Below are 26,698 nucleotides of genomic sequence, written 5' to 3'. Positions count from 1 at the left end.
GTATATTGCGCCGCACGCGCGGTGGTCCGCGCTTCACTTGCCGGTCTCCCCGCGTGCGCCTGCCTTCCCGTTCCGCCGTGCTGCTGCCGTTGTTGCGCCGTTCGCTGCTGCTGCTGTTCCTTTGCCTGAGCGCGGCGGCGAGCGCGCAGCCGCAGGACGAGCCGCAGGCGCCCGACCCGCAGGCCTTGCTGAGCGGCGCCGAGGAGACCCTGCAGGACGCGCGGCGCGCCGTGGACAGCGCCGACGACCAGGAGGCGCTGCGCAAGCTGATCGGGCAGGTGGCCGATGCGCAGCGCGATGCCGAGGCCGCGGTCGCGGCGCTGACCCCGCAGCTGGCCCAGGTCGATGCGCGGTTGCAGCAGCTTGGCCCGGCGGCGGACGGCGAGGCGAAGGACATCGCCGCGCAGCGCAGGGACCTGGCCAAGCAGCGCGCGCCGCTGGATTCGGGAATCAAGCGCGGCAAGCTGCTGGCGGTGGAGGCCAAGCAGCTCGGCGAGGAAATCGAAAACGTGCAGGCCGAGCACTTCAGCCAGGAGCTGTCGCTGCGTTCGACCTCGCCGTTGTCGCCGTCGCTGTGGCGGCAGATCGCCAGCGATTTCCCCGCCGACCGCGATCGCCTGCTCGCCCTGTACCAGTTGGGCGCAAAGGCGCTGGACGACGCGATCGCCGACAACGGCACCGCCGCGCTCGGCATCGGCCTGGCCATCGCGTTCGTGCTGCTGTTCCCGCTGCGCTACCTGCTGCGCTGGCTGGGCAAGCGTTACGCGATGTCGCGCGCGCCAGGCAGCCGCCTGCGCCGCTCCGGGCTGGCGTTGTGGTTCCTGCTGCTGGGCACGCTGACCCCCGGCCTGGCCGCGCTGGTGCTGGCCGAGAGCCTGCGCAGCATCGGCGCGGTGCCGACCGCGCTGGAGAGCGTGCTGCGCGGCTTCGTGGTGTACAGCTTCGCCGCCGCGTTCATGGGCTCGCTGGGCGCCAGCGTGCTGCTGCCGAACCAGCCGTCATGGCGGCTGTTCCCGATCGACGACGCCACCGCGCGGCGCCTGCGCAAGTACACCTGGGCCACCGCGACGTTGGCCTGGGTCAGCAGCATGCTGCTGGTGATCAACCGCGCCAGCCACACCAGCGCGTCGGCCACGGTGGCCGCCGATGGCGTGATCGCGCTGGCCTACGCGGTGCTGATCCTGGCGATCCTGACCAGCCTGTCGCGGCTGCGCCGGCGCCAGTACGCCGAGGCCGCGGCGCAGGCGCTGGAAAACGGCCAACCGCCGCCGCCCGGACAGCATGGCGGCGCGCTGGCGCTGGTCGGGGTGCTGGTGCGGGTGGTGGTGGTGGTGGCGCTGCTGGCCTCGCTGCTGGGCTATCTGTACCTGGGCCTGTTCATCACCCGGCAGATCATCTGGATCACCATGATCGTCGGCGCGATCCGCCTGCTGATGACCTTCGCCGACGATTTCGCGCTGTGGCTGTTCGCCAGCGAAGGCCGCATCGGTCGCGCCGCCAACGGCGCGTTCGGCGTGCGCCCCAGTCAACTGGAGCAGGCGGGCGTGCTGACCTCGGCGGTGGTGCGGGTGGCGCTGCTGCTGATCGGCCTGGGCGCGCTGCTGATGCCGTTCGGCACCAACGTGTCGACCTTCACCGACTGGTTCTCGCTGCTGTCGCAGGGCATCCCGATCGGCAAGAGCCACCTGTATCCGGGCGCCGTGCTGCGCGCGCTGCTGGTGCTGGGCCTGGGCATGCTGGCGATGCAGTACATCCATCGCTGGCTGACCGGGACCTACCTGCCGAAGACCGAACTGGACGATGGTTCGCGCAATTCGGTCAGCACGGTGGCCCGCTATGTCGGCATCCTGCTGGCCGCGCTGTGCGCGCTGGCGGCGTCGGGGATCGAGGTGGCGCAGATCGCGCTGGTGGTCAGCGCGCTGTCGGTGGGTATCGGCTTCGGCCTGCAGTCGATCATCCAGAACTTCGTGTCCGGGCTGATCCTGCTGGCCGAGCGCCCGGTCAAGATCGGCGACTGGGTCAAGATCGGCGACCAGGAAGGCGACGTGCGCAAGATCAGCGTGCGTTCCACCGAGATCCAGGTCGGCGACCGCTCCACCCTGATCGTGCCCAACTCCGAACTGATCACCAAGACCTTGCGCAACATGACCCTGGCCGGGCCGCTGGGCCGGGTGCAGATCCAGTTCGCGGTGTCGCTGGGCACCGACATGGCCAAGCTGCGCGCGCTGCTGCTGGAACTCTACGCCGCGCATCCGGGCGTGCTGGAGGATCCGGCGCCGTCGGTGTTCATCGACTCCATCGCCAGCGGCCACGTCACCCTCAACAGCTTCGCCTACGTCGGCAATCCGCGGCTCGTCTACGGCATCCGCAGCGATCTGTTCTTCAGCCTGCTGCAGCGCCTGGCCGATGAGGGCATCGCGCTGGAATCGCCGCAGGAAGTGCGGCTGCTGCGCAAGGAGCCGTGAGCGCGGGCGGCGGCTTTTTTAGGCGTGCGCGGGTCCGATGCGCCGCCCGGCCGGGAACGGCTGCGTTCGCTCAGATGCTGAAGTTGAACGCGACCGAGATGCGTGGCCGCGAACCGGTAAACACGCTGACCGAGTGCAGAAGCCAGGCAGGGAACATGACCAGGGTGCCGCTCTCGGGAGCGATGGAGGTGGTCAATCCCGCGCTCAGGCAGCCTGCGATGCGGATCTTGAGTTCCGGATTGTAGAGAGAAGGCATGACCCCTCTCGGGTCGAGAAACTGGAGTTCTCCGCCAACTTCCTGGCCATCGTCGCGACCGTCGTCCACCCAGTAGACGCCCGACCAGAAGGCGCCGGGATGCGCGTGTTGCGCGTTCGAATCCCCGGCATTGTTGACGTTTGCCCAGGCATTGATCTTCCACTCGAACTCGGGCACGACCAATCCATGCTCCGGATGGTAGACGGCGGTCAACGCGTAGGCCAGTTCTCTGGCGTACGCGGTCAGCGCCATGGCGCCTTCGCCGCCCCACGCGTTGAAATCCGCACTGGACTGCCATCCCCCCGAATTGCTGTGGCGCACGCCGGCCGGGTTTTCGGCCCTGTTCCGATCGATTTCTTCTTTCAGCACTGCATTGAGACGTTCGGCCGCCGGGTGCGCGATTTGAGCGACGGGCGTGGCAAACAACCGGTGTATCTCGATCTGCTCGGGGACAACGAGTTTCGAATGAAGTGACATGTTCGAAGTTTCTGGTATCTACGGGCCGTTTTTCGCTGCGTGAGCCTTGCGGTATTGCTGGCGCTTCCTCGCATGGCGTGGGAGCGCCATTTTGCCCGTCGCTCATGCACAGGCTGTTTGCTACTTCGTTCACGAGCGTTGATCTGCTGCGCATTGATTCACGCGCAGCCGTAACGGTCTTCGCGGTCGAAATCGCTCCGGCAGCAAGACGCCGGGCATCAGTCTAGCGGCATCATTCCGGTGGCGTGTGTCACCCAGCCGCGTGCAGATCGCGCCACGCTTGCCCGCGGATGCTGCAACAAGAAGGAAGCCAACGGCGTGCGCATGCCCGGGCCATGATGCGGCGCCGTGCATGCGCAAGCGTGGCCCTCGGTTGTGCCTGCCGTCCGCGGTCCGGCCCCGAGCGGCGCGACCTGACCGCCAGTCTCAGCCGACAAGCCGCGCCGCATTTGCTGGCGACCCGTCAAACCCGGCGCGACCTGGTCGGACATCGACTCCGCGGCCTAGCGCCGCCCGCGCTCCTCGCGGGCGTGCGCGCGGCGGTCGAACAGCACCGCGCTGGCGACGATGCCCAGGCCCAGCGCCACGCCGAGCAGGAACAGCACCATCGCGATGGCTGGATAGCCGAACAGCTTGGCGCCGGTGTCGATGCGCATCATCTGCGTGGAGGCCAGGATCAGCGCGGCGGTGACGATGCCGGCGGCGACGCGGTTGGCGATCTTCTGCAGGCTTTCCATCAGCCGCGATTCTTCCAGCCCGGCCACGCGCACCTGCAGGCGGTTCTCCGCAGCCAGGGTCAGGATGTCCGACAGCTTGCGCGGGCCTTCGCGCAGCAGCGCCTGCATCTCCATCGCCTCGCTGGCCAGGTTGGCCGCCGACAGCGATTTCTTCAGCCGCGCGCGCATCACGTGCTGCAGTTGGTCCTCGACCACGCTGCGCGTGTCCAGGCCCGGCGACAGCGTGCGGCACACCGCCTCCAGGTTCAGCAGGGTCTTGCCGAGCAGGCTCAGTTCCGGCGGCGTGCGCAGCCCGTAGGCGGTGGCGATGCGCACCAGGTCCAGCACCACGCGGCCTTCGGAGGTGGCGTCATGCGCGGCGTAGCGCGCGATCATCTGCCCGGTCTCGCGCTGGTAGTGATCCTCGTCGAAATCTTCCAGCCGCGTGCTCAGCGCGATGGTTTCCTCGGCCACTTCCTCGCCGCGGCCATCCACCGCGGCGAACAGCAGCTTGAGCAGGCGCTCGCGCAGCTTCGGCGGCACATGCGCGACCATGCCCAGGTCGAAGATCGCCAGGCGCCCGTCGCTCAGCACGCGCAGGTTGCCCGGGTGCGGATCGGCATGGATCTCGCCGTGCACGAACATCTGGTCCAGGTAGCCGCGCACCAGCGCCGCGGCCAGGTCGTCCATCGGCTGCTCGGTGCGGCGCAGCCCGGAGATCTTGTCCACGCGCACGCCTTCGGCCAGCTGCATGGTCAGCACCTTGCGGCTGCTCAGGTCCCAGATCGGCTGCGGCACCCACAGCTGCGGGAACGGCTTGAGGTGGTCGCCGAAGCGCGCCAGGTTCTCCGCTTCGGCTTCGTAGTTCAGCTCGGCCAGCAGCGCCTTGCCGAACTCGGCCAGCCAGTCGGCGAAGCGGATGCGCCGGCCCAGCCCGGTCAGCTTGTCGGCGGCGCTGGCGAAACTCTTCAGCACCTCCAGGTCCGAGCGCACCTGCGCGGCCACCTCGGGCTTCTGCACTTTGATGGCCACCGGCGTGCCGTCGCGCAGCGCGGCGCGGTGCACCTGCGCCAGCGAGGCGGTGCCCAGGGGGGTGTCGTCGAACGCGGAGAAGGCCTTGTTGACCGCCACGCCGAGTTCGGCCTCGACGATCTCGCGGATGCGTTCCACCGGGATCGGCGCGGTGTTTTCCTGCATCCGCTCCAGCGCGGTGGCGAATTCCGGCGGCACCACGTCCGGACGCGTGGACAGCATCTGTCCGAGCTTGACGAAGGTCGGGCCTAGCGCTTCCAGGTCGGTGACGAACTGTTCGGGGGTGCCTTCCGGCGGCAACTCGTGCACGCCGTCGGCGGTTTCCATGTCCATGCCGGAGAACACCCCGGAGCTGCGGTAGCGCAGCAGCAGGCGCAGGATCTGGGTGCGGCGGCTGAGGCCGCCGACTACCTGGGTGGTCTCCGCAGCGTCGGGCGTCGCGCTCAAGGTCAGGCTCCAGGCAGGGAATGCGGAGGCCAGTGTGGCCGGGGCCGGGTCGTCGCCCGGTGAATCTGCCGGCGGTGCGGCGACGTTGGGGACAGGGAGCCAAGAGTGTGCCGGCGCAAGTGCGGCGGCTGCTCTAGACTTCCGCCTCCAGCTACAGGCTGCCACTTCCCAGGACTCGTCATGCTGTTTCCCTTTGCGCGCGCCGTTCCCGTTCCCACGCGTGACATGTGGCGCTGCGGCCTGGTCTTGCTGGGCGCGCTGTTGTCGGCGACGGCGGCTGCCGAGACGGACCGCCATGCCGACGAGGGGTTCGATGCGCAGGCGTTCGCCGGCAGCGAACATGTCACTTACAAGGTCCAGGATTTTTCCGAGCGCTACCGGGCGACGCTGGAGGTGGAGGCGAACGAGGAGGTGTTCCGCCCCGGCATCATTCGTGTGTTCGCGCGCGGCGGCACCACGCCGCTGATCGAGGTGGCCTCGCCCGAGTTGGTGCTGGACACCGATGCCAAAGGCGGCAAGGTCAAGGCCAACGTGCACGAACTGCCGTACGGCGAGCAGAGCGTGCTGATCTACGCCGATTTCAATTTCGACGGGATCAAGGACCTGGCGCTGATGGACGGGCAGAACAGCTGCTACCACGGCCCGTCGTATCAGGTGTACCTCGGCACCGTCGACGGCTTCGCGCCGAGCCCGGGGTTCACCGACCTGGCGCAGAACAACTGCGGCATGTTCGAGGTAGATGCGAAGGCGCGCGAGATCCGCACCATGACCAAGGACGGCTGCTGCTGGCATCAATTCAAGGTGTACACGGTGCGCGACGGCGAGCCGTTGCTGGAGAGCGAAGTGGTCAACGACGCCACCGGCCGTTCTTCCGGACTGGACACGGAAACGCGCTACCGGGACCAGGGCGGCAAGCGCGTGGCGGAGGAGCACTACCTGTGGGACGAGGAGGGCGGCACCGCGCTGGGCGCACGCAAGATCCTGCTCGAATTCCGCCTGGCGCCGTCCGGCAAGCGCATCGTGGTGTTCGCCAACGTGGGCGACGACGAGGCCCGTACGCCGTACTACGCGGCGATCGGCGCGCAGCAGCAGGTGGAGTTGCTGTACCCGGATGACGGAGACGGAACCTTCGCCTACGATGCAGCGCGGCACACGCTGAGCTTCGTGCGCGACGCCACCACCTACCGCATCGTCGGCGACGCCCAGGGCGTGCCGCAGCGCATGGAGGTGGTCGTGCGCGGCAAGACCCAGCCGCTGGCCCTGCAGCCCGGCTCGGTGCATGGATCGTTGCAGGCGGTGGCGCAGGCACTGAGCGCCGCACAGGCCGCTGCGGCGCAGTAAGGCGGGCGCCGCGCATCGATGTTCCTGGCGCGCATCGATGTTCCCTGTAGGAGCGGCTTCAGCCGCGACAGGGTCTTCCCGGAGAGTGCCTGTCGCGGCTGAAGCCGCTCCTACAACAGCAAGACGGCTACGGGCCCCACGCCGCGAAGGCGCGTGCCACCGCCTCTGCACCCGGATCGACCACGCCGCGCAGCGCGTCCGCCGGCACCGCGGCCGAACGGCCGGCGCGGGCCTGGGTCAGCTGCGCGGTGGCGTCGGCGCCGGCACGTGCAGCGCGCGCCGCGTCGTCGGTGCTGCCGCCGCGCGCCAGGGCCTCCAGCGCTGGCAGCAGCGCGTCGAGCATGGTCCGGTCGCCCAGTTGCGCGCCGCCGTAGTGCTGCATCCGCGCCACGCCGGCCTGCAGCGCCGGCACCCAGCCGTGCCCGGCCTCCAGTTCGGTGGCGGCGGTGGTGAACAGGATCGACAGCAGCACGCCGCTGGAGCCGCCCATGCTGCGTTCGATCGTCGCCGCCAGGCCGTGCGCCAGCGGCGCGGCCTCGCCGGTCGACAGCGCGTCCTCGTCCAGCGCCTGCTGCAGTGCGCGGGCGCCGGCGGCGAAGGTGCTGCCGGCATCGCCGTCGCCGGTCTGCGCATCGAGCGCGTCCAGCTCCGCCTGCGCGCCGATCAGCGCCTGCGCCACCCGTGCCAGGGCCGCGCCGCGTTGCGGGTCGCGGGCGCCGTGCCGGTGCGCGTCGCTGCGCGACAACGCCGGAGTGAAGTGGGTGGGCGCGTGCGGCACACGCACGCCCGGCCAGCCCAGGGTCTGCACCGGCGATCGCAGCGCGGCGAGCACGTCGGCGTCGGCCGGTGCCAGGGTGATCGAGAAGCCGTGCATGTCCATCGAGGTCATCAGCGCCGCCGGCAGCGTCATCAACGCGATCCGCTCGGTGCCGATGTGCTGCACCGCCAGTCGGGTCAGCACGCCCAGTTCCTGGGTGGAGCAGCCGCCCAGGTCGTTGAGCATCAGCAGCAGCGGCGCATCGGCGCCGTAGCGCGCGTCGGCCTGTTCGAGCAACGGGTCCAGCACCAGCGTCAGCGCTTCCTCGACCGAGGCCGGCTGCACCTTGCGCGTGCCCGGCTCGTTGTGAATGCCCAGGCCCAGTTCCGGCGCGCGGCGGCCGGCGTGCTGGCCGGGCACGGTGCAGCTGGACAGGGCCATGCCCAGCGACAGCAGGCGGTCGGCGAAGGCCTGGCCGCGCCGGGCCAGCTCGGCCAGCGCCACGCCCTCGCGCGCCAGGTGGCCGACGTATTTGTGCACCAGCACGGTGCCGGCGATGCCGCGCGGTTGTGCGGCGTCGGGCAGGGCGATGTCGTCGGCGACCAGTACGCTGGCCACGTCGATGCCTTCGGCGCGGGCGCGCTCGGCGGCCAGGCCGAAGTTGAGCCGGTCGCCGGTGTAGTTCTTGATCACCAGCAGCACTCCGGGCGCGTCGGCGCAGGCGCGGATCGCGGCCAGCACCGCTTCCACGCCGGGCGAGGCGAACAGGTCGCCGGCGATCGCACCGCTGAGCATGCCGGGGCCGACGAAGCCGGCATGCGCCGGTTCGTGGCCGGCACCGCCGCCGGACAGTACTGCGACCTGGGCCGGGTCGCGCTGGGCCTGCAGCACGATGCGGGTACCGCTGGCCGGGTCCGAGCGCAGCAGCGGTTGCAGCGCGGCGACGGCGTCGAGCACGTCGTCGACGATGGCGCGGGGGGCGGTGAGGAACTGGTCCATGGGGGTCCTTGGCGGAGCGGCGGGTCTGTCGCGCACGGTAGCCGAGCCGACGTTATGCGCGGCTGAGGCCGGCGGCGGCGATCACGCACCGGGCGCGCGGAATCGGCGAGAATCCCCACTCACCCCCGAATGGAATCCCCGCATGGCCGGCGCCAGCCTGTTCACCCTGCTCGACGATATCGCCTCGCTGCTCGACGACGTGTCGATCCTGACCAAGGTGGCGGCGAAGAAGACCGCCGGCGTGCTCGGCGACGACCTGGCGCTGAACGCGCAGCAGGTCACCGGGGTCAACGCCGACCGCGAGTTGCCGGTGGTGTGGGCGGTGGCCAAGGGCTCGCTGCTCAACAAGGCGATCCTGGTGCCGGCGGCGCTGGCGATCAGCGCCTGGCTGCCGTGGGCGATCACCCCGCTGATGATGATCGGCGGCGCGTTCCTGTGCTTCGAGGGCGTGGAGAAGCTGGCGCACCGCTTCCTGCATTCCAAGGACGAGGATGCGCAGCGCCACGCGCAGCAGCTGCAGGCGCTGGCCGACGAAAAGGTGGACGTGGTCGCGCTGGAGAAGGACAAGGTCAAGGGCGCGATCCGCACCGATTTCATCCTGTCCGCGGAGATCATCGTGCTGTCGCTGGGCGTGGTCGCCGGAGTGCCGTTCTCCCAGCAGGTCATGGTGCTGGTGGCGATCGCGCTGGCGATGACGGTCGGCGTGTACGGCCTGGTCGCCGGCATCGTCAAGCTCGACGACCTGGGCCTGTACCTGACCCGCAAGGGCGCCGCGGCGGCGGCGATCGGCCGCGGCATCCTGTGGCTGGCGCCGTGGCTGATGCGGGTGCTGTCGATCGCCGGCACCGCGGCGATGTTCCTGGTCGGCGGCGGAATCCTGGTGCACAGCATCGGCCCGCTGCACCACGCCCTCGAAGGCATCGCACCGCAGGGCGCCTGGGGCAGCGTGGTGCTCAACCTGGGCAATGCGCTGGTCGGCATCGTCGCCGGGGCGTTGGTGCTGGGGGCGGTGTTGTTGTTCAAGAAAATCCGGGATTAGGGATTCGGGATTGGTGATTCGCAAAAGCGGTGCGCTCGCGCTTTTGCCAATCCCGAATCCCCAATCCCCAATCCCGCGCCGGCCACGCCGGCGCTAATCCACGGAAACCACCCGATTCTTGCCCGCCTTCTTGGCCTCGTACAGGGCGCGGTCGGCGCGCTTGATCAGCACGTCCTGGGTCTCGCCGGGGCGGCGCATCGCCACGCCGGCGCTGAAGCTGACGAACACGCGCTGGTCTTCGTGCACCACCGCGCGCTGGGCCAGCGCGCGCTGCACCCGTGTCACCGCCGCGGACGCTTCGAAGATGGTGCAGTCGGGCATCAGCAGCAGGAATTCCTCGCCGCCGAAGCGCGCGATCGCGTCGCTGCCGCGCAGCGTGGTGCGCGCCACTTCGACCACGTGGCGCAACGCGGCGTCGCCGCCGGGATGGCCGTAGATCTCGTTGAGCTTGCGGAAATCGTCCAGGTCCAGCATCGCCACGCACAGCGGCTGGTCGCTGCGCTCGGTGCGCACCAGCTCGCGCGCGAACAGTTCGTCCAGCCCGCGCCGATTGAGGCTGCCGGTGAGCTGGTCCACCCGCACCAGTCCGCTGACGTCCTGCAGTTCCTGTTCCAGGCGCAGGATGCGCTGCTCGGCCGCGTCCACTTCCTGGCGTGCGGCGATCAGGTGGTCGCGCGCGCGCAACGCCTGCTGCTGCACGTGACCGGTGTCCTGCAGCACTTCCTGCAGCAGGCGGTTGAGGTCGCCGATGCTGCGCGCGTCGCGGATGGTCTGCGAGTAGTCGGCGATGCGGTCGTGGAACTCGCTGGTGCTGATCGCCATGCCGTCCAGGTTCTCGACGAAGGACACCATCATGTCCTTCATCGCCTCCTTGGATTCGGCGATGCCCTGCTTCAGCAGGCCCTGCTTGTAGATCACCTCGCGCAGGCTGCCGCGCGCTTCCTCGATCGAATAGCGGTCCAGCGGGCCGCTGATCATGTCGCGCACCACCGCGATCTGGCCCTGCAGCCAGCTGGTGTCGTCGAGCAGTTCGCCGACGTTTTCCAGCAGCAGGTCGAACAGGCCCAGCAGCAGCGTCTGCTGCTCCTGGCTGTCGCTGGCGCGCAGCGCGATCTGGTGGCACAGCTCGCGCACGCGCTGCGCCACCGGCTCCAGCGGCAGGCCCGGGCGCCATTGGCGCAATGCCTCGCCGGTGGCCTCCGATTCGTTGGCCAGTTCCGGCAGGTTGTGCAGCAGCGAGGCCAGCGCGCCGGCGATCGCCTGGCGCAGCAGATCGCGCAGGCGTTCGGTGTCGCTGGGCCCGGCCAGCGGATCGCCGACGTCGATGGTGCGGATGTATTTGTCGATCAGCTGGCGCAGCGCGCGGCCGTAGCTGGGCCAGTCGCCGCTGGCGGCCGCCGATTGCAGGCGCCGGCCCATGTCGCCGAGTTCGCCGTGCAGGCCGGCCATGCCGTCGGCGAAGGCGCCGAGCAGTTCCAGCGGCTGGTGGGCGTGGTTGAACAGGCGGATCAGCGCCGCGGTGGCCGCGGCCGGATCGGCGTGCTCGCCCGGCGCCGCCTGCGCAGCACCATGCGCGCCATGCCGCGCCACCGCGGAAGCGGCCGGTGCCGCCGGTTCGCGCCGGCGCGGCGACAACAGCTTGCGCAGCCCGCCCGTCGGCGGCTCGTCGCGTTGATCCGGCATGCGGACGCTTCCTCCAATAGAACGCACCGCCCTGCCGCAAACGCGGCGCCCATGGCGATACTCAGGAACAGGATATCGGCGCTGGCGGCGTGCGCTTGAGCCGGCGGCGGGCGCCCTACGATCGTCCCGGCGTGGACGAATGTCCACTTGCTCGCTTTCTTGCCGCGTAGACGCCAAGCACTGCAGGCATCTCCCATCGCGCCATTCCTGCGCGTGCACGAGGCAAGAGAGAACAGGGATGTGCGAAATGTCTACGCTCGGGCGATGACGTAGCGCCGCGGGTGCATAAGCGCGGCCCTGCGGGTGCGCCTGTTCAGGGCGGCAGCAGGCGCGCGGCCCGGCCTGACCATCGATCGGGCGCTGCGCATGCAGCACCGGTTGGCACCCCGGCAGATCCCACGCGACCTGCCCGGATTCGATGACGCGCCCTAGAGCGCGGCGCGGACCTCGTCCAGGCTGGGCGGATTGGCACCGGCGCGGGTGCAGTTGATCGCCGCCGCGGCCACGCAGAAGTCCAGCAAGCGCTGCAGCGCCGGCGCCGACGGGTCCAGCGCGGCGAGCGTGGCCAGGTCGGGCAACTGGTGCAGCAGCGCGGCCTGGAAGCTGTCGCCGGCGCCGACGGTATCTGCAACCTGCACCGCGCGCCCGGCCACGCGCGCCTCGGCGTCGCCGCGCCAGGCCACTGCGCCATCGCCGCCCAGGGTCATCACCACCAGCGACGGACCCTGCTGCAGCCAGCTGCGCGCGATCGCGAACGGATCCTGCTGCGGATACAGCAGCTCGATGTCTTCCTGGCTGACCTTGACCACGTGCGCCAGCGCGATCCAGCGCGCCAGCCGCGCGCGCCACACCGCCATGTCCGGCTCCACCGTCGGCCGCACGTTCGGATCCAGCGAGATCAGCCGCTGCGCGCGTTCGCGCTCGGCCAGGGCCTGGAAGGTGCTGGCGGTGGTCTCGGCGACCAGGGTGTAGGAGCCGAAATGCAGGCCGCCGACCGTGGCGTCGAGCGCCGGCAGGTCGGCCGCGGTCAGCGCGCGGTCGGCGCAGCCGGTGCCGTAGAACGAATAGTTGGGCACGCCCTGCGCGTCCAGCGCGACCATCACCAGGGTGGTCGCCTCGCGCTTGTCGATGCAGTGCTGCAGCGCCACGCCCTCGCGTTCCAGGGTGCTGCGCAGCTGGCGGCCGAGCGGGTCGGTGGACAGGCCGGTGAACAGTGCCGACGGCGTGCCGAGCCGGGCCAGGCCGATCGCCACGTTGAACGGCGAGCCGCCCTGGCGCGCGGTCATGCCGACCGAGGTGCCGGCGTAGCCGTCGATGAAGATGTCGTACAGGGCCTCTCCACACACCACGAACATCGAACGGCTCCTCGGTTGGCTGCAGCGGCGCCGGGGCGGCGCGATGGGCGGCTATTGTGGCGTACAAGCTGTGGCGCGGCGACCATGGGCGCTGGTGCGGGGTGGTGGCTGCTTGTGTAGGCATGCTGCTTTTGTGTTTGAGGGTGCGAGGCTGCGCCCGTACCCTCATCCGCCCCTTCGGGGCACCTTCTCCCGAGGGGAGAAGGGAGCAGCCGTAGCCCCTCTCCCACCGGGAGAGGGGTTGGGGTGAGGGTCCGGCGCGAAGCGACTCGCTGAGTTTGGGTGCACGAGGCTTCGCCCGTACCCTCATCCGGCCCTGCGGGCCACCTTCTCCCGGTGGGAGAAGGAACAGCCAACTAGCCCCTCTCCCGTCGGGAGAGGGGTTGGGGTGAGGGTACGTCGCGAAGCGTCTCGTGGATCCGGCAGACGCTCGCACGCGCGCCCGACCGCACCTTGCCCATGCGCCTGCGATCGGCGTAGCTTCATCCATCCATCGCGCAAGGCGCTTTCGATGAAGATCCTGCTCGCCGGTGCCACCGGCCTGGTCGGCTCGCATGTGCTGGCGCAGTTGCTTGCCGCGCCGGAATGCAGCGCAGTGGTCGCGCCGACCCGGCGCGCGCTGGATGTGGTGCACGCCAAGCTGGACAACCCCTTGGTCGATTTCGAGCGCTTGCCGGTGCAAGCACCGTGGTGGCAGGTTGACGCGGCGATCTGCGCGCTCGGCACCACCATGCAGCAGGCCGGCTCGCGCGAGGCGTTCCGCCGCGTCGATCACGCCTATCCGCTGGCGATCGCGCGGCTGGCGCGGCAGCACGGCGCCACCGCGTTCGCGCTGAATTCGGCATTCGGCGCCGACCCGCGCTCGCGTCTGTTCTACAACCGGGTCAAAGGCGAGTTGGAGCGCGACCTACAGGCGCTGGGCTATCCGTCGCTCGCCTTGGTGCGCCCCGGCCTGATCGGCGGCGAGCGCGCGCAAACGCGCGTGGCCGAGCGCGCCGCCGCCGTCGTGCTCGGGATGCTCGGGCCACTGCTGCCACGGCGCTACCGGATCAACCCTGCCGCGCGCATCGCCGCCGCGCTGGTGGACAGCGCGTTGCGGCCGCAGGCCGGCTGCCAGGTGATCGGTTCCGAACGCCTGGCCTGAGCGCGAGGCGGGCTACGGCCCGTCAACGCTATCGCGATGGTCGTGTCGTCGTGCGCTGTGCCGCGACCCGCATGTGATGCCGCCGCATCGCACTGGTCGAAGTGCGATGCGGCGGCGGCCTGCCATGCAGGTAGCGTCGCCGCGTTCCCGCGACTCTCGCCCGCGCGCGTGGCGCCTGCTGCATGGCGCCACGCAACGTCGCCATCGGCGCGACGCTGCACGCGGCGATCAGAAGTTCATGCTGACGCGCAGGCCGCCGACCACGCCGTTGTTGTCCTTGATCCCGTTGGCGTTGCGGATGTACTGCAGGTTCGGCATCAGCGACAGCGCCGGGGTGATGGCGTACTGGTAGTTCAGTTCCAGCGGATATTCGTATTCCTGCACGCCCACCGTCGTCGCGCCGGCCGGCAGCGCGGCGTTGTAGCGGCGCTGCGCAGCGCCGAGGCGTTCGCTGACGCGGGTACGGCCGGCGGCAAAGCCGATGCGGTCGTAAGGACGCGAGGCGAATGGCGCATCCAGCCACGCGCCCAGCTGCAGCATCTGGTCGATGCGGTCGGTGTCCTTGTCGGCCTGCACCCAGTTGCCGAACAGGCGCAGCGTGCCGCCGCCGGGCGCGCGCCACAACACCTGCTCGGCCATGGCGTAGTAGCCACTTTCGCTGTCCATCGTCGCGGTGGCGTCGGCGCTGATGTCCGACGGCAGGCCGCTGACGGTGACGGTGTTGCGGTAGTCGGCGCTGTTGCGCCAGCCGCCGACGCGGTAATGGCCCTGCAGGCCGTCGCCGAAGGTGGGCAGGTATTCGATCTCGGCCACCACCAGCGTGCCCTGGCTGTCGCCGTCGGTGCGCAGTTTCAGGCCTTGGTCGCGGTCCAGGTTGTTCGGGTTGACGTCGTAGGCGCCGAGCTTGAAGCGCCAGGCGTCGTTGGGCTTGAACGCGACCACCGCGCCGTACTGGCTGATCGGATCGACGTACCAGCCGTTGCTGACGTAGCCGGGCAGGCCGCCGCAGAAGCTCAGGTTCTGGAACTTGCAGGAGAACGAGAAGAAATCGCCGTTGGCGTAGAGGCGGCCGAGCTTGATGCTGAGGCGGTCGTCGAACAGGTCCTGGGTCAGCGAGAACTGGCTCAGGCGCGTCACCGAGCCGCGGCCGTGGATCTCCTGCACCGCCAGCAGGGTCGGAAAACCGGCCGTGTCGTTGAGCGAGTCGCCGTTGCGGTTGGCCACTTCGACCTTGAAGGTGGCGCCATGCCAGGCCCACAGCTTGTCCAGGTCAAAGGTGCCGGCCAGGAAGAACTGGTCGGCATAGGCGTAGGTATCGTCGCGGCTGCCGCCGGAGTTGTTGTGCGCGAACTCGCCGGTGTAGGACAGGCGCAGGTCCACGCCGCTGTCGACCAGCCGGGTGCGCGCGCCGCCCCAATCCCCGGTCAGGGTCTTGGCCGGATCGAAATCCTGCGCCGCGGCCTGCGCGCAGCACAGCGCTGCCGACAGTGCCGCCAGGACGAGGCATGGGGTCTTCTTGTTCATGGGCGACTCGCTTTGTGCGGGGCCGGCGGGTGCGCGCGGCCGGTCATGGAAAGGACGCCGGCGCGGCGGCTGCCGCGCGGCACAGGGCGCCTGGGCGGCGGCGGTCGTTGCGGTGCGTGGTCTGAGGCTGAGGTGCGCAGAGCGACAGGGCCCGCGGGCGTGCCGTTGGAGGCGGGAAGCTTTACGGATGACGGTGTCGGTGCACGGATGGAACACATGGCCTCCCGGTCGCCCATCGCGACGCGCTGCGCTGGGCTGGGTGAACGTGGATACAACCCCTGTGACCGGAGCATATCGTCGCCACGTTCGTTTGATGTTCGTTATTTTTCGAATTAGAACTTTCTTGTTTTTCTTTGTTCAGGATTGGCAGCGATCGCCAAATCCAGTGCATGGTCCACCGCCCCCGTCGTGCCTTGCGTGGCGCGGGTTTCTGGCGTTCGAGTGAGGTGCGCTGCGACTTTCGCTTATCGCCGCTGCCGCTTCGGGAAGGGCGGCGCGGGGCATGTTTTGCTGCATTGCAGCGTCCGGAATGGGCGCAGAAGCCGCCGCGATGGCGCGCGCTGTGTGGCGTACCTCCACGACGGCTGCTGCAGGGCCGGGTTGCTGGCGTCTGTCATCCCTGCCGGGTCGGCCCGCCGCCGCATCCGCCTGGCAATGTCTTCCTGCCGCACGAGCGGTGCCGCTGTTGGAGACGCGTTGCGGCGCGGCGCCGCTTGCCCGGCGGGCGCCGCAGCGTGGTTCAGGCGCCCAGCGACTGCCCGCCGTCCACCGCCAGCACCTGCCCGGTGATCCAGCGCGCCTGCGGCGAGGCCAGGAACAGTGCGGCGTTGCTGACGTCCTCAAGCGCGCCGAAGTCGCCGAACGGAATGGCGGCACGGATGCGCCGGTACAGCTCCGGCTGCTGCGCGCGGCGCTGGTCCCACAGCCCGCCGGGGAACTCGATCGAGCCGGGCGCGATCGCATTGACCCGGATCCGTTCGCGCGCCAGTTCGGCGGCCAGGGTGGTCGTGTAGTAATTCAGCGCGGCCTTGGCCGCCGAGTACGCCGGCACCCGCGGCGTCGGCCGCAGTGCGTTGATCGAGCTGATGTTGAGGATGCAGGCGCGTTGGCTGGCGCGCAGCAGCGGTAGCGCGGCGCGGTTGCAGCGCACCGCGGCCATCAGGTCGATGTCGAAGCCGGCCTGCCAACTGGCGTCGTCGTCGCCATGGCCGTAGCCGGAGGCGTTGTTGACCACCACGTCGATGCCGCCCAGGGTGTCGGCCGCGTGCGCCACCCAGCGCTGGATCTGCGCCGGATCGGCCAGGTCGCAGGTCAGCCGCGACACCGGATGGCCGTGGCGGAGCAACTGCTCGGCCGCCTCGGCCAGGCCGGCGGGATTGCGCGCGCAGATCGCCAGCGCGGCGCCCCGGCGGGCGAAGGCGTCGGCGATGGCCAGGCCGATGCCGCGGCTGGCGCCGGCGACGAGGACGCGGCAGCCCGCGAAGGCGGAAGGGTCGGTCATCGGCAACTCCTGCGGCGGCGCCGGCATGCGCCGGGCACCGATTATCGGCCAATCCGCAGCGCGGGGCCGGGTTCTGGCACCATGGCGGCCCGCCGCGCATGCAGGCGGCCGGCCGCAGGGCCTGCCCACGCGCCGCCGCCCGCGGTCAGCGCCGCGCATGCCGGCCGCCGCGTTCCCTCTTTTCAGGATCCTCCCCGCAGTGAAGAAGACCTACCAGCTCCGCATCGAAGGCAAGCATCCCGACCGCCTGCTCGACGCCAGCAAGCACGACATCCGCAAGTACATCCGCCGCGAGCGCCGCAAGGCCTTGCCGGCCGGCGCCGACTACTGGGACTTCGACACGCTGTTCGGCGCCGAGGAAGCCAGTGCCGCGGTGGTGCCGCCGGCCGAGCTGCTGCGTTCGATCGACGCGCTGGTCGCCACGGGCGGCACCCAGTTCTATGTGGAAATCCGCAGCAAGCCGGGCAAGCGCACACCGCGGCCGCAGGGCGATGCCGCGGTGGCCGATCCGTTCGACGATTGAGTGTGGGCGCCGCCGCTCCTGTTTGGAGTGGATGCGGGTGGCCTCGGGTCATCGGCTGCGGTGATTGATACGGGGGCGTTCGGTTGCTGTCGCGGCTGAAGCCGCTCCTACAGAAGCTGGCCGAAGGAACTGTAGGAGCGGCTTCAGCCGCGACCGACAGGATCGACGCGCGCAATGCATTAAACAGCTCGCGACCAGCGCTGTGCGAAACAGCGCGCATCTCGGACCACCGAACGCGACCAGCGCCGCGAACGCGCTCACCCCTTCGCTGGCAGCCCGCCGCCCTGCGCGTTCGCCGCGCGCAGCTTGTCCTTCTTGCTTGGGCGCTTGCCCTTGATGCCGCCGGTCTGCGGCGCTGCCTCGGCGGCGGGCGCGGCCGTCTGCGTCGGTTCGAAACCGGCGACGCGTTCGCGCGGCACGCGCAATTGCTGGCGCTTTTCGATCAGGCGCAGGTGCGCCTCGCTGGCCGCGTCGACGAAGCTCACCGCCAGGCCGTCGGCACCGGCGCGCCCGGTGCGGCCGATGCGGTGGGTGTAGTCGGCGGTGGCGCGCGGCAGGTCGTAGTTGACCACCACCGGCAGCTGCGCGATGTCCAGGCCGCGCGCGGCCACGTCGGTGGCCACCAGGACCTGCACCTGACCGCTCCGGAAGCCGGCCAGCGCCTGGTTGCGGCGGCCCTGGCTCAGCTCGCCATGGAACGGCTGCGCCAGCACGCCGGCCTTGCCCAGCTTCTCGGCCAGATTGTCGGCGCCGCGCTGGCTGGCCACGAACACCAGCGCCTGCGGCCAGGCTTCGCTGTGCAGCAGGTGCCGCAGCAGCGCGGTGCGCTGTGCGCTGTCCACTTCGATCGCACGCTGGCGGATCGTCGCCGGGGCCGCGGCGGCGGCGTCCTCGCCGATGCGTCGCGGTCCGCGCATCAGGCGTTGCGCAAGCACTTCCACCTCGGCCGGGAAGGTGGCCGAGAACAGCAGGGTCTGCCGGCGCCGCGGCAACAGCGCCAGGATCCGGCCGAGTTCCGCTTCGAAGCCCAGCGCCAGCAGTCGGTCGGCTTCGTCCAGCACCAAGGTGCCCACTGCGCCCAACTCCAAGGCGTTGTGCGCGACCAGGTCGAGCAGCCGGCCCGGGGTGGCCACGACGATGTCGGCACCGCCGCGCAGCTTCAGCATCTGCGGATTGATCGAGGCGCCGCCGGCGACCGTGGCCACCTTGACCCGCCGCGGCAGGAAGCGGCCCAGCGCCTGCAAGGTGTCGCCGACCTGCGCGGCCAGCTCGCGGGTCGGCACCAGCACCAGGCCGCGCACGCGGCGGCTGGCCGGTGCCAGCGCCGCGCGCTGCAGCAGCGGCAGCGCGAAGGCCGCGGTCTTGCCCGAACCGGTCGCGGCGCAGGCCAGCAGGTCGTCGCCGCGCAGGATCGGCGCGATCGCCTGCGCCTGGATCGCAGTGGGCGCGGTATAGCCGGCGGCGTCGAGCGCGCGGGAAAACGCGGGCAGCAGCTCGGGGGCGAGGCCCAGCGTGGTGAATGGCATGCAGCGAGGTCCGGAAGGTGGGCGGCGAAACCGATGCCGCCGCGATGCTCCGCGGCGGACGTAGCCGCGCAGCCTACCCGCAGCCGCACGCCTATGCGAGGCGTACGCGCCTGCGGGTATCCGATGGCCGCTATTCGAGAGGTGGTCAGTCCGGGGTAGCGGACAGCTGCGGCATACCCTGGCGTCGTGCCCTCGATCATTGCCGAACCGGTCATGCGTGGCAGTGAAGTGCGCATGCACCTCGCCATGCGCATCGGCGATCACGCGTGCGCGGGTTCGCCTGCAACGCCGCGTTGCCATGCCACCGCACGGCCACCCCACCGGGGATGGCCGTGCGGCGGGGTAGTGCCGGACGCCGCGCTTACTGGCAGGTCACGCCGACCGCACTGAACGCAGCAGTCACCGCCGCCACCGGACGGCCCAGGTCGCTGGCCGCGGTGCGCACGCCGCAGGCGCCGCTGTTGAAGCTGGTGCTCGGGGTCCAGTACAGGCGGTTGGCGCGGGCGAAGACCTCGAAGGCGGTGCGCGTGTTCCAGCCAGAGGTGGTGGCCAGCTTGTAGAACGCCTTGTTGTAGACGCCGGAGGAGTAGTGCACGTCCAGCCCGCTGCGGTAGTTGGCGGCGTTGTCGATCGAGGATCCGTCCTGCGGCGGATTGGCCATGTAGCGCAGCGCGCCGTTGGACTTGAAGATCTCCGGGCCGACCAGGAAATCGTTGCTGCCCTTGAGGTAGTACTCGGTCGCCTCGCCGGCGATGTCCGAATACGCCTCGTTGATGCCGCCGGACTGGCCGGAATAGGTGAGGCCGGAATTCTGCTCGGTGAAGCCGTGCGAGACCTCGTGGCCGGCGACGTCGATGCTGACCAGCGGATAGAAGCGGGTGTTGCCGTCGCCGAAGGTCATCGTCGACCCGTTCCAGAACGCGTTCTCGTAGCGCGTGCTGTAGTGCACGCGCATCACCAGCTGGAAGCTCAGCGGCGCCACCCCGGCATAGGCGCGGTACATCTTCTCGATGATGCCGCCGAAGTAGTGCGCGTCGTTGATCGGCGAGTAGGCGCCGTTGATGGCCTTGTAGGTGTTGCGCGGGCAGGCGAACTGGTACGCCGTACTGCCGGAGGTGCCGCCGTTGAGGTTCACCGACTTGACCGTGCTGTTCTGCATGCGGCAGTTGTTGTCCACCTCGAGGAAGCCGTGGATGCTGCCGCTGGTGCCGTATTCGTACTGCCCGGTCTTGGCGTTGCCGCCGGGGCCGGTGGCATCGCGGGTGGTCAGGCCGTCCCATTGCCGCAGAATCGCGCCGCTGCGCGCATCGACGATCACGAACGGCCGGGTCGGCTCGCCGCCCTGCGGCGCATCGGCGAAGAACGACACCACGTAGGCCATGTGCGCGCGGTCGTCGTCGTCCAGGTAGATCATCTGCGGCGCCTGCGCGCGCTCGATGCGGCGCGCGGCCAGCGCATCGCCGAGCGCGGCGCGCTTGGCTACGTCCAGCGCGCGATTGGCTGGCAGCAATGCGCTGGAAGCTGCCGTGGTCGTGGCCGGCAGTTCGCTGGCCAGGCCCGCCACCGAGCGCCCGAACAGGCTGCGCACGCTGCCGTCGCTGCGTTCGCTGACGACGACATGCTCGCCCCAGACCGGCACGCCGCGGAAGGTCTGTTGGTAGCGGCTGTGCACGGTACCGTCGTCGTCGGTGCTGCTGCTCAGCAGGGTCAGCGCGGACTCGGCATCCAGGCCGATCAGTTCGGCGTGGCGCACTGCGGCCGCGGCGGGAACGCCGCCAAGGCTGGTGGTGGCGGCCTTGTACTGCACGTTGAGCGTGCCGAGATCCTTGCCGTGCAGGTCCACGCGCTCGGCCGCCGTGGCGGAGGTGGCGGCGAGGGCGAGCAGCAACGGCGACAGCAGCGCGAGCGGGCGGTGGTGGCGGATGGATTTGGGCATCTTCGAGTTCCTCGCAAGTGATAAGGGAATGTCGTGCCGGCGCGGCTGCGCATGGCGGCCACGGGTGGTTGCGGTTGTGTGCGGAAGTGCGTCGGCGTTGCGGCCAATGGCGCGGTGCCGTCCCCCTGGCAACGACCATAACGATGCGATTACGGGCTGTGGTAGACAGCGTTTGTTCAGACTTTCGATCTGGGATGGCGAGCCGGATGTGCGGCTCCCACGCGCGCCAAGGGCGGCACGCGTGCCGAGCGTGCGGCGTCAACGGTGTGGCTGCACCTGTGCCAAAAAAACCCAAAGGGTTAGTGCGCAAAAGCGCTGAAAAAGATAATCGGGCTGCCTTTCGCCCGATAGGGGAAGTACTGCCGGCAGGTGCGCAAGCCGCGCTGCAGGGTGATCGAGGCGAGCTTTGGGAGAACTCAAGAAAATTTGGAAAAGCAGCTATTTCCCGGTGAATTTCGCACAGTGCAGAAGCTTGATTTACGTACTTTCGTGGACTGTAAAAGACCGGCGTACAGCCTTCGCTGTGGGAATGCAGTTAATCGGTAGACACGGACGATCCAAAATGCGTGGCAAGTCACCTTTGGGAAGATTGGCGATTGCCGCCGCGGAGTGCGGATTGCTATATATCGGCCGCGTCTCGTCGGCACGGTATTGGCTGCCGACGCATGTCTTTCCTCCCCTCGGGATCGCAACGCTATGACCTCTTCGCCCCTGCGACCGAGCTCGGCTGCATTCGCCGCGGCGGTGCGCGCGTACGGGCAGCGGCGTTGGTCCGTGACCGCGGCGCGCCATCGCCTGCGCGGATGCCTCGCGCGCAGCGTGCTGGGGATGGCGTTTGCCGTTGTCGTGCTGGGCGCGCCGCCGTTGTCGGCGCAGGCGCCGGATATCCGCGCGTTGCGCCAGGCGGCTACCGGCGCGCGTTTCAGCTTCGGCCATTCCACCTATCGGCTGATCCCTGGCGCGGTGGTGCGGCTGCGCGCCGAAGATGGTCTGCGCGATCGGCGCACGATGCCTGCCGCCGACGGGGTGGTGGCGCAGATCGGCCCGTACGCGATCCTGCTCGGACGCGACACGCGCAACGCAGTGCCGGCGTCGCGCGATCCGTCCAGGCAGGACGAACGGCTGGTCGCGGCGATCAACGAGCTGACCGAGCAGACCGTGCTGGTCGCGCCCAAGCTGAAGTTGTTCGGCACCACGCCGGCGGTGGTCGAAGCGCTGGCGCACCGGACCGGCGGCACCCTGGTCTACGCCTCGGCGATCGACGGCAGCGCGGTGATCGGCTACGGCTCGGTCGACGCCGCGCATGCGGCGCTGGTGCAGTTGCAGCAGGCCCGCGGCGTGGCCGAGGTGGCGCTGCAGGTGATCCAGGCCTTCGACGAGCGCAACTGATGGGTGGCAAGCACCGCCGCCTCGTTGCGAGGCGGCGGCGCAGTTCGCTCAGCCCGGCAGGGCCAGATCGTCGATCATCGCGCGCAGGAAGCGCGCCGCCTCGCCGCCGGTGCAGGCGCGGTGGTCGAAGCTCAGCGACAGCGGCAGCAGCTTGTGCGTTTCCACGCCGCCCATCACCGGCACCAGTTGGTGGCGGGCGCGGCCGGCGGCGACGATCGCCACGCACGGCGGCACCACGATCGGCGTGGCGTAGCGGCCAGCGAACATGCCGAAGTTGGACAGCGAGATGGTGTAGCCGCTCAGTTCCGACGCGGCGATGCTGCGCGTCTCCACCTGCTGGCGCAGGCGGTTGACGCCTTCGCGGATGCCGCGCGCATCGAGCATGTCGGCATTGCGCAGCGCCGGCACGAACAGGCCATCGTCGGTGTCCACGGCGATGCCGATGTCGACCTGCGCGTGCAGGGTGCGGGTCAGCGCGTCGCCGTCGAACCAGGCATTGAGCGCCGGCACCGCCTGACAGGCGACGACGATCGCGCGCACCAGGCGCACGGTCATGTCGTTGCCGGGGGCCCAGGCGTGGACGTCGGCGTCGTCGTTGAGCGTGGTCAGCACCACTTCGCGATGCGCCTGCGCCATCACCCGCGCCATGTTGCGGCGCACGCCCTTGAGCGGCTCGGGCTGGCCGTGCGCGGTGGTGCCGGGCGGCTGGGTGCGCATCGGCTTGCCGGTGGTGGAAAGCGGCGTGCGCGAGGGTGCTGCAGGCGCTGGTGCAGGCGCAGTTGCTTCAGCCGCGGCTTGCGATTGGCGTGTGGTCGCGGCTGAAGCCGCTCCTACAAGGGCCGAACCGTCGGCGGCGGCCTGCTTTACGTCGGCCAGGGTCACCGCGCCGTCGCCGCCGCTGGCGCGCACCCGTGTCAGGTCCACGCCCAGCTTTTTTGCCAGCGCGCGCACCGCCGGCATCGCGCGGACCCCGCCGACCGAGACCGTGCGCTCGCTGTGCACGGCGTTGGAGCTCTGCATCGCGCCGACCACGGTGCCGGCGTCGTCGCGTGCGCCATCGCCTGGCGCCGCGTCGGCATCGCGCAGTTCGCCGCCGGTGTGGGAGGCGATGACGCGGTCGTTGTCGCCCGGCGCATCGGCGCCGGCGCCCTTGCCGGGACTGGCCGGCGCGGCGCCACCCTGGTGATGGCCGGTGTCCTGGCCTTCGGCGCGCTGCGGCATGCTGGCGTCGGGCGCGAACTGCGCCAGCATGCTGCCGGTGACGACGATGTCGCCCGGCGCGCCGGCCAGCTTCAGCACCTTGCCGGACACCGGCGAGGGCACTTCGACCACCGCCTTGGCGGTTTCCATCGATACCAGCGGTTCGTCGAGTTGGATGGTGTCGCCTTCCTTGACGAACCATTCGACGATGGTGGCGTCGGGCAGGCCTTCGCCCAGGTCGGGCAGATTGAAATTCTTGGTTTGGCTCATGTGGTCTCTTCCAGCAGTTCCAGGTCGCGCGCCGGCAGCCAGCCCTGCACGCCATCGGCGCGCTCGGCCCACCACCAGTCGCCGTATTCGTAATGCAGGGTCACGGTGTCGCCCTGCACGGCATCCAGTTCGCGCGCGTCGTAGTCGCGCAGCGCTTCGGCGTGGCCGTCGCCGGTGGCGCGCAGCCAGGCCAGCGGCGCCCAGCCGGCGTTGCCGGCCGCGGTCGTGGTCCAGACGAACGCGGGCCATTCCTCGTCGCGCACGCCCAGCACCACCCGCTCGCCGGCGGCGAAGCGGATCGGGTGCGGGTAGGCGGCGCGGTAGTCGCTGAGCAGGCGCGCCTGCATGTCAGCCTGCGGCGACGGCACGCTTGGCCGCCGCAACGATCTTGTCCACGCTCGGCAGGTATTTCATCTCCAGCCGGAACAAGGGAATGTGGGTGTCGTAGCCGGTCACGCGCTGCACCGGCGCGACCAGGTCGTACATCGACTGCTCGGCCAGGCGCGCGGCGATCTCGGCGCCGAAGCCGGCGCTACGCGGGGCCTCCTGCACGATCACGCAGCGGCCGGTACGCGCCACCGATTCGGCGATGGTGTCGAAATCCAGCGGGCGCAGCGTGGCCACGTCGATGACCTCGGCGCTGATGCCGTCGGCGGCCAGCTTGTCGGCCGCTTCCAGCGCTTCCTTGACCTGCGCGCCCCAGGCGACCAGGGTCACGTCGCTGCCCTCGCGCAGCACGAAGCACACGTCCAGCGGCAGCGCCTCGCCATCGTCGGCGACCACTTCCTTGTACTGGCGGTACAGGCGCTTGGGCTCCATGTAGATCACCGGATCCGGCTCGCGGATCGCCGCCAGCAGCAGGCCGTAGGCGCGCTGCGGCGAGGACGGCAGCACCACGCGCAAGCCCGGCACGTTGGTGAAGATGGCTTCGTTGGCCTCGCTGTGGTGCTCCGGCGCGCGGATCCCGCCGCCCCACGGCACGCGCAACACCATCGGGCAGTGCAGGCGACCGCGGGTGCGATTGCGCAGGCGCGCGGCGTGGCAGATCAGGTGATCGACCATCGGGTAGACGAAGCCGTCGAACTGCGCTTCGGCCACCGGCTTCATGCCCTGCGCGGCCAGGCCGACGCTCAGGCCGGCGATGGTGGTTTCGTCCAGCGGGGTGTCCAGCACGCGCTGCGCGCCGAAGCGCTGCTGCAGGCCGGCGGTGGCGCGGAACACGCCGCCGTTGACGCCCACGTCCTCGCCCAGCACCAGCACCGACGGGTCGTGCTGCAGTTCCCAGGCCAGGGCCTGGGTGACGGCTTCGATCAGGGTGATGGGGGTGCTGGTCATGGACTGGTCTCCGCGCGCTGTGGCCGCGCTGTGGGCGGTGCCGGCCGCATGCGTGGCGGCCGTATCGGCAAGGCGAGGGCTGAGCTCATCCATGGCGCTGCTCCAGGGCGATGGCGTCGGCGCGCTGCGCGAGCAGGTCCGGCGGCGGATCGGCATACAGGTAATCGAACATCGCTTCCACCGGCTGCACCGGGGTGGCCAGGTAGGCATCGACCTCGATGTCGACCAGGCGCGCGCATTCCTGCTTCCACGCCGCTTCCTCGGCCTCGTTCCACAGGCCCTGCGCGGTCAGCCAGGTGCGCAGCCGGGTCAGCGGCTCGCGCTCCCAGGCCTGCTTGACCTCGGTCTCGTCGCGGTAGCGGCGCGCGTCGTCGGCGGTGGTGTGGTCGGACAGGCGGTAGGTCATGAATTCGATGACGCTGCCGCCCTGGCCGCTCAGCGCGCGCTCGCGCGCCTGGCGCATCGCTTCCAGCACCGCGATCAGGTCGTTGCCGTCCACCTGCAGGCAGTGCAGGCCGCCGGCCAGGCCCTTCTGCGCCAGGGTCTGCGCGCCGGTCTGCGCCGCGCGCGGCACCGAGATCGCCCAGCCGTTGTTGATCACGCACAGGATCAGCGGCAGCTGGTAGGCGCCGGCGGAATTGAGCGCGGCATAGAAATCGGTCTTGGAGGAGCCGCCGTCGCCGCAGGTGGCGACGGCGACATGGCCTTCGCCGCGCAGCTTGAACGCCAGCGCCGAGCCGGCGGCGTGCAGGCACTGGGTGGAGATCGGTACGCAGATCGGGAAGTCCTTGGCGGCGTCGGAATCGCGCAGGAAGTCGCTGCCGCGTTCGTCGCCGCCCCAGTACAGCAGCACCTCGCGCGGGCGCACGCCGCGCATGAACATGGCGCCGTATTCGCGGTAGCTGGGCGCCAGCACGTCGCCGCTGCGCATCGAGGCGCCGATGCCGATGTGGGTGGCTTCGTGGCCCAGGCACGAGGCGTAGGTGCCGAGCTTGCCGGTGCGTTGCAGGGCCACGGCCTTGCTGTCGAAGGTGCGCACGTAGAGCATCTGCTTGAACAGCGCCAGCAGGGTCTGCGGGTTGGCCGAGTCGGCCGGGAGGGCGTCGCGGGCCGGCTGGCCGTCCGCGTCGAGGTACTGCAGGTATTCGATTTCGAACTGGGCGGCGATGGTCATGACAGCGGCACTCTCGACAACAAGTTTCAAATGATATGACTCGGCATGTTAAGGATGGCGTGCACAAAAGCCGTCCTGCACCGCAGCACGGTATCTTGCTGGATTGCAGCAAAAACTTGCGCTTTGAGGGCTTTGCGCATTGCTGGCGTTCACTTGGGCGATTGTTGCGTTGCGGTGGTTGGCTGCGCGGTGGTTGCGGATGTCCATCGGTGGACGTTTGGGGTTGGGCGTGATGGCGGCTGCTGTGGCGTTCGAGCGATTGCGCAAAAGCAATGGCGACGGCAAGAGCAAGATCAAGAGCTTTCGCGCCGGTCGGCGCGAGTCACTTTTGTCTTGGCAAAAGTAACCAAAACCGCTCCCGCCCGACACGAGCCGGTGCGATACAGCCGCACCGGTGCCCTGCGCTCCTCGCGGCGAGCGGCACGGCGCCCAAACTCGCTTCGCTCAAACAAGGGCGCCTCTTCGGCCGCTCGCCACTGCGGTGCTCGGCTCGCTTTAAGGCGGGAAGTTTTAAGAGCGACAGCTCACGGCAACAGCAAGAGCAACAGCAATAGCTCAAGAGCGACAGCGAAAGGCTCGAAGCGGGAGCGAAGGCTGCATTCGAATGGA

The 26,698-nt window shown here is 69.8% G+C and carries 19 protein-coding genes; 6 read left to right on the top strand and 13 right to left on the bottom strand.

The genetic code is table 11. From position 1 onward, the window contains the following. Positions 1 to 77 precede the first annotated feature (77 nt). Positions 78 to 2,465, top strand: a complete 2,388-nt coding sequence (locus HEP75_RS20050; RefSeq protein WP_185826678.1) for a DUF3772 domain-containing protein — start codon at positions 78 to 80, stop codon at positions 2,463 to 2,465. A 70-nt stretch (positions 2,466 to 2,535) separates the two neighbouring features. Here the strand turns inward: HEP75_RS20050 and HEP75_RS20045 are convergent, their stop codons facing one another. Together HEP75_RS20045 and HEP75_RS20040 are read right to left on the bottom strand one after the other, a co-directional pair. Beyond that, the gene (locus HEP75_RS20045; RefSeq protein WP_185824679.1) at positions 2,536 to 3,198 is read right to left on the bottom strand and encodes a TIGR02466 family protein; all 663 of its coding nucleotides are present in this window, start codon (positions 3,196 to 3,198) and stop codon (positions 2,536 to 2,538) included. Positions 3,199 to 3,701: 503 nt separating this feature from the next. Then, positions 3,702 to 5,393 (bottom strand): AarF/UbiB family protein, encoded by a 1,692-nt coding sequence (locus tag HEP75_RS20040; RefSeq protein ID WP_185824678.1) that lies wholly within the window; start codon positions 5,391 to 5,393, stop codon positions 3,702 to 3,704. A gap of 180 nt (positions 5,394 to 5,573) precedes the next feature. On the opposite strand from HEP75_RS20040, the gene HEP75_RS20035 reads away from it, so the two are divergent. Continuing rightward, positions 5,574 to 6,734 (top strand): hypothetical protein, encoded by a 1,161-nt coding sequence (locus HEP75_RS20035; RefSeq protein WP_185824677.1) that lies wholly within the window; start codon positions 5,574 to 5,576, stop codon positions 6,732 to 6,734. Positions 6,735 to 6,861: 127 nt separating this feature from the next. Here the strand turns inward: HEP75_RS20035 and HEP75_RS20030 are convergent, their stop codons facing one another. Beyond that, positions 6,862 to 8,490: a dihydroxyacetone kinase subunit DhaK gene (locus tag HEP75_RS20030; RefSeq protein ID WP_185824676.1), complete on the bottom strand. Its 1,629-nt coding sequence runs from the start codon at positions 8,488 to 8,490 to the stop codon at positions 6,862 to 6,864. A 142-nt stretch (positions 8,491 to 8,632) separates the two neighbouring features. Between HEP75_RS20030 and HEP75_RS20025 the strand changes: the two genes are divergently transcribed. After that, a complete protein-coding gene (locus HEP75_RS20025; protein ID WP_185814289.1) occupies positions 8,633 to 9,529 on the top strand; it encodes a DUF808 domain-containing protein in 897 nt (298 codons plus the stop codon). 93 nt (positions 9,530 to 9,622) lie between these two features. Here the strand turns inward: HEP75_RS20025 and HEP75_RS20020 are convergent, their stop codons facing one another. Both HEP75_RS20020 and HEP75_RS20015 read right to left on the bottom strand, forming a co-directional pair. Beyond that, a complete protein-coding gene (locus tag HEP75_RS20020; RefSeq protein ID WP_185824675.1) occupies positions 9,623 to 11,212 on the bottom strand; it encodes a GGDEF domain-containing protein in 1,590 nt (529 codons plus the stop codon). Positions 11,213 to 11,640: 428 nt separating this feature from the next. Beyond that, the gene (locus HEP75_RS20015; protein ID WP_185824674.1) at positions 11,641 to 12,567 is read right to left on the bottom strand and encodes a carbohydrate kinase; all 927 of its coding nucleotides are present in this window, start codon (positions 12,565 to 12,567) and stop codon (positions 11,641 to 11,643) included. Positions 12,568 to 13,078: 511 nt separating this feature from the next. On the opposite strand from HEP75_RS20015, the gene HEP75_RS20010 reads away from it, so the two are divergent. Further along, positions 13,079 to 13,711: an NAD-dependent dehydratase gene (locus HEP75_RS20010; protein WP_185824673.1), complete on the top strand. Its 633-nt coding sequence runs from the start codon at positions 13,079 to 13,081 to the stop codon at positions 13,709 to 13,711. A gap of 228 nt (positions 13,712 to 13,939) precedes the next feature. Here the strand turns inward: HEP75_RS20010 and HEP75_RS20005 are convergent, their stop codons facing one another. After that, entirely contained in the window at positions 13,940 to 15,235 is a 1,296-nt protein-coding gene (locus tag HEP75_RS20005; RefSeq protein ID WP_185824672.1) for a carbohydrate porin, read from the bottom strand. Between the two features lie 739 nt (positions 15,236 to 15,974). Then, positions 15,975 to 16,736 (bottom strand): SDR family NAD(P)-dependent oxidoreductase, encoded by a 762-nt coding sequence (locus HEP75_RS20000; RefSeq protein ID WP_185824671.1) that lies wholly within the window; start codon positions 16,734 to 16,736, stop codon positions 15,975 to 15,977. 199 nt (positions 16,737 to 16,935) lie between these two features. Between HEP75_RS20000 and HEP75_RS19995 the strand changes: the two genes are divergently transcribed. After that, positions 16,936 to 17,259, top strand: a complete 324-nt coding sequence (locus tag HEP75_RS19995; protein ID WP_185814283.1) for a DUF6172 family protein — start codon at positions 16,936 to 16,938, stop codon at positions 17,257 to 17,259. Between the two features lie 257 nt (positions 17,260 to 17,516). Here HEP75_RS19995 and HEP75_RS19990 read toward each other — a convergent pair whose 3' ends face one another. Together HEP75_RS19990 and HEP75_RS19985 are read right to left on the bottom strand one after the other, a co-directional pair. After that, positions 17,517 to 18,785: a DEAD/DEAH box helicase gene (locus tag HEP75_RS19990; protein WP_185824670.1), complete on the bottom strand. Its 1,269-nt coding sequence runs from the start codon at positions 18,783 to 18,785 to the stop codon at positions 17,517 to 17,519. Positions 18,786 to 19,146: 361 nt separating this feature from the next. Continuing rightward, positions 19,147 to 20,721 (bottom strand): M4 family metallopeptidase, encoded by a 1,575-nt coding sequence (locus HEP75_RS19985; protein ID WP_185824669.1) that lies wholly within the window; start codon positions 20,719 to 20,721, stop codon positions 19,147 to 19,149. An 828-nt stretch (positions 20,722 to 21,549) separates the two neighbouring features. On the opposite strand from HEP75_RS19985, the gene HEP75_RS19980 reads away from it, so the two are divergent. Next, complete coding sequence (locus HEP75_RS19980) at positions 21,550 to 22,110, top strand: hypothetical protein (protein ID WP_255423919.1); 561 nt, start codon at positions 21,550 to 21,552, stop codon at positions 22,108 to 22,110. Between the two features lie 48 nt (positions 22,111 to 22,158). Here HEP75_RS19980 and HEP75_RS19975 read toward each other — a convergent pair whose 3' ends face one another. The 4 genes from HEP75_RS19975 to pdhA are packed head-to-tail and all read right to left on the bottom strand — an operon-like array spanning position 22,159 to position 26,089. Further along, positions 22,159 to 23,580 carry a dihydrolipoamide acetyltransferase family protein gene (locus tag HEP75_RS19975; RefSeq protein WP_185824667.1) on the bottom strand — a complete coding sequence of 474 codons (1,422 nt, stop codon included), beginning with the start codon at positions 23,578 to 23,580 and terminating at the stop codon, positions 22,159 to 22,161. Continuing rightward, positions 23,577 to 23,927: an SH3 domain-containing protein gene (locus tag HEP75_RS19970; RefSeq protein WP_179569239.1), complete on the bottom strand. Its 351-nt coding sequence runs from the start codon at positions 23,925 to 23,927 to the stop codon at positions 23,577 to 23,579. The genes HEP75_RS19975 and HEP75_RS19970 overlap by 4 nt, the downstream gene beginning before the upstream one ends. A 1-nt stretch (position 23,928) precedes the next feature. Beyond that, positions 23,929 to 25,008: an alpha-ketoacid dehydrogenase subunit beta gene (locus HEP75_RS19965; protein WP_185824666.1), complete on the bottom strand. Its 1,080-nt coding sequence runs from the start codon at positions 25,006 to 25,008 to the stop codon at positions 23,929 to 23,931. Further along, entirely contained in the window at positions 25,001 to 26,089 is a 1,089-nt protein-coding gene (pdhA, locus tag HEP75_RS19960) for a pyruvate dehydrogenase (acetyl-transferring) E1 component subunit alpha (RefSeq protein WP_185824665.1), read from the bottom strand. Before pdhA ends, HEP75_RS19965 begins: the two co-directional genes overlap by 8 nt. Between the last annotated feature and the right edge of the window lie 609 nt (positions 26,090 to 26,698).

It is taken from the genome of Xanthomonas sp. SI (genome assembly GCF_014236855.1).
In the GTDB taxonomy this organism is placed as follows: Bacteria; Pseudomonadota; Gammaproteobacteria; order Xanthomonadales; family Xanthomonadaceae; genus Xanthomonas_A.
Note: the sequence above shows the minus strand (reverse complement) of the source record. Positions and strands in the feature narration are given on the sequence as shown.

Excerpts from the sequence above, each read along its gene's own strand:
- HEP75_RS20045 (WP_185824679.1), bottom strand. The coding sequence starts at position 3,198 with ATGTCACTTCATTCGAAACTCGTTGTCCCCGAGCAGATCGAGATACAC.
- HEP75_RS20035 (WP_185824677.1), top strand. The coding sequence starts at position 5,574 with ATGCTGTTTCCCTTTGCGCGCGCCGTTCCCGTTCCCACGCGTGACATG.
- HEP75_RS20030 (WP_185824676.1), bottom strand. The coding sequence starts at position 8,490 with ATGGACCAGTTCCTCACCGCCCCCCGCGCCATCGTCGACGACGTGCTC.
- HEP75_RS20025 (WP_185814289.1), top strand. The coding sequence starts at position 8,633 with ATGGCCGGCGCCAGCCTGTTCACCCTGCTCGACGATATCGCCTCGCTG.
- HEP75_RS20020 (WP_185824675.1), bottom strand. The coding sequence starts at position 11,212 with ATGCCGGATCAACGCGACGAGCCGCCGACGGGCGGGCTGCGCAAGCTG.
- HEP75_RS20015 (WP_185824674.1), bottom strand. The coding sequence starts at position 12,567 with ATGTTCGTGGTGTGTGGAGAGGCCCTGTACGACATCTTCATCGACGGC.
- HEP75_RS20010 (WP_185824673.1), top strand. The coding sequence starts at position 13,079 with ATGAAGATCCTGCTCGCCGGTGCCACCGGCCTGGTCGGCTCGCATGTG.
- HEP75_RS20005 (WP_185824672.1), bottom strand. The coding sequence starts at position 15,235 with ATGAACAAGAAGACCCCATGCCTCGTCCTGGCGGCACTGTCGGCAGCG.
- HEP75_RS20000 (WP_185824671.1), bottom strand. The coding sequence starts at position 16,736 with ATGACCGACCCTTCCGCCTTCGCGGGCTGCCGCGTCCTCGTCGCCGGC.
- HEP75_RS19990 (WP_185824670.1), bottom strand. The coding sequence starts at position 18,785 with ATGCCATTCACCACGCTGGGCCTCGCCCCCGAGCTGCTGCCCGCGTTT.
- HEP75_RS19985 (WP_185824669.1), bottom strand. The coding sequence starts at position 20,721 with ATGCCCAAATCCATCCGCCACCACCGCCCGCTCGCGCTGCTGTCGCCG.
- HEP75_RS19980 (WP_255423919.1), top strand. The coding sequence starts at position 21,550 with ATGGCGTTTGCCGTTGTCGTGCTGGGCGCGCCGCCGTTGTCGGCGCAG.
- HEP75_RS19975 (WP_185824667.1), bottom strand. The coding sequence starts at position 23,580 with ATGAGCCAAACCAAGAATTTCAATCTGCCCGACCTGGGCGAAGGCCTG.
- HEP75_RS19970 (WP_179569239.1), bottom strand. The coding sequence starts at position 23,927 with ATGCAGGCGCGCCTGCTCAGCGACTACCGCGCCGCCTACCCGCACCCG.
- HEP75_RS19965 (WP_185824666.1), bottom strand. The coding sequence starts at position 25,008 with ATGGATGAGCTCAGCCCTCGCCTTGCCGATACGGCCGCCACGCATGCG.
- pdhA (WP_185824665.1), bottom strand. The coding sequence starts at position 26,089 with ATGACCATCGCCGCCCAGTTCGAAATCGAATACCTGCAGTACCTCGAC.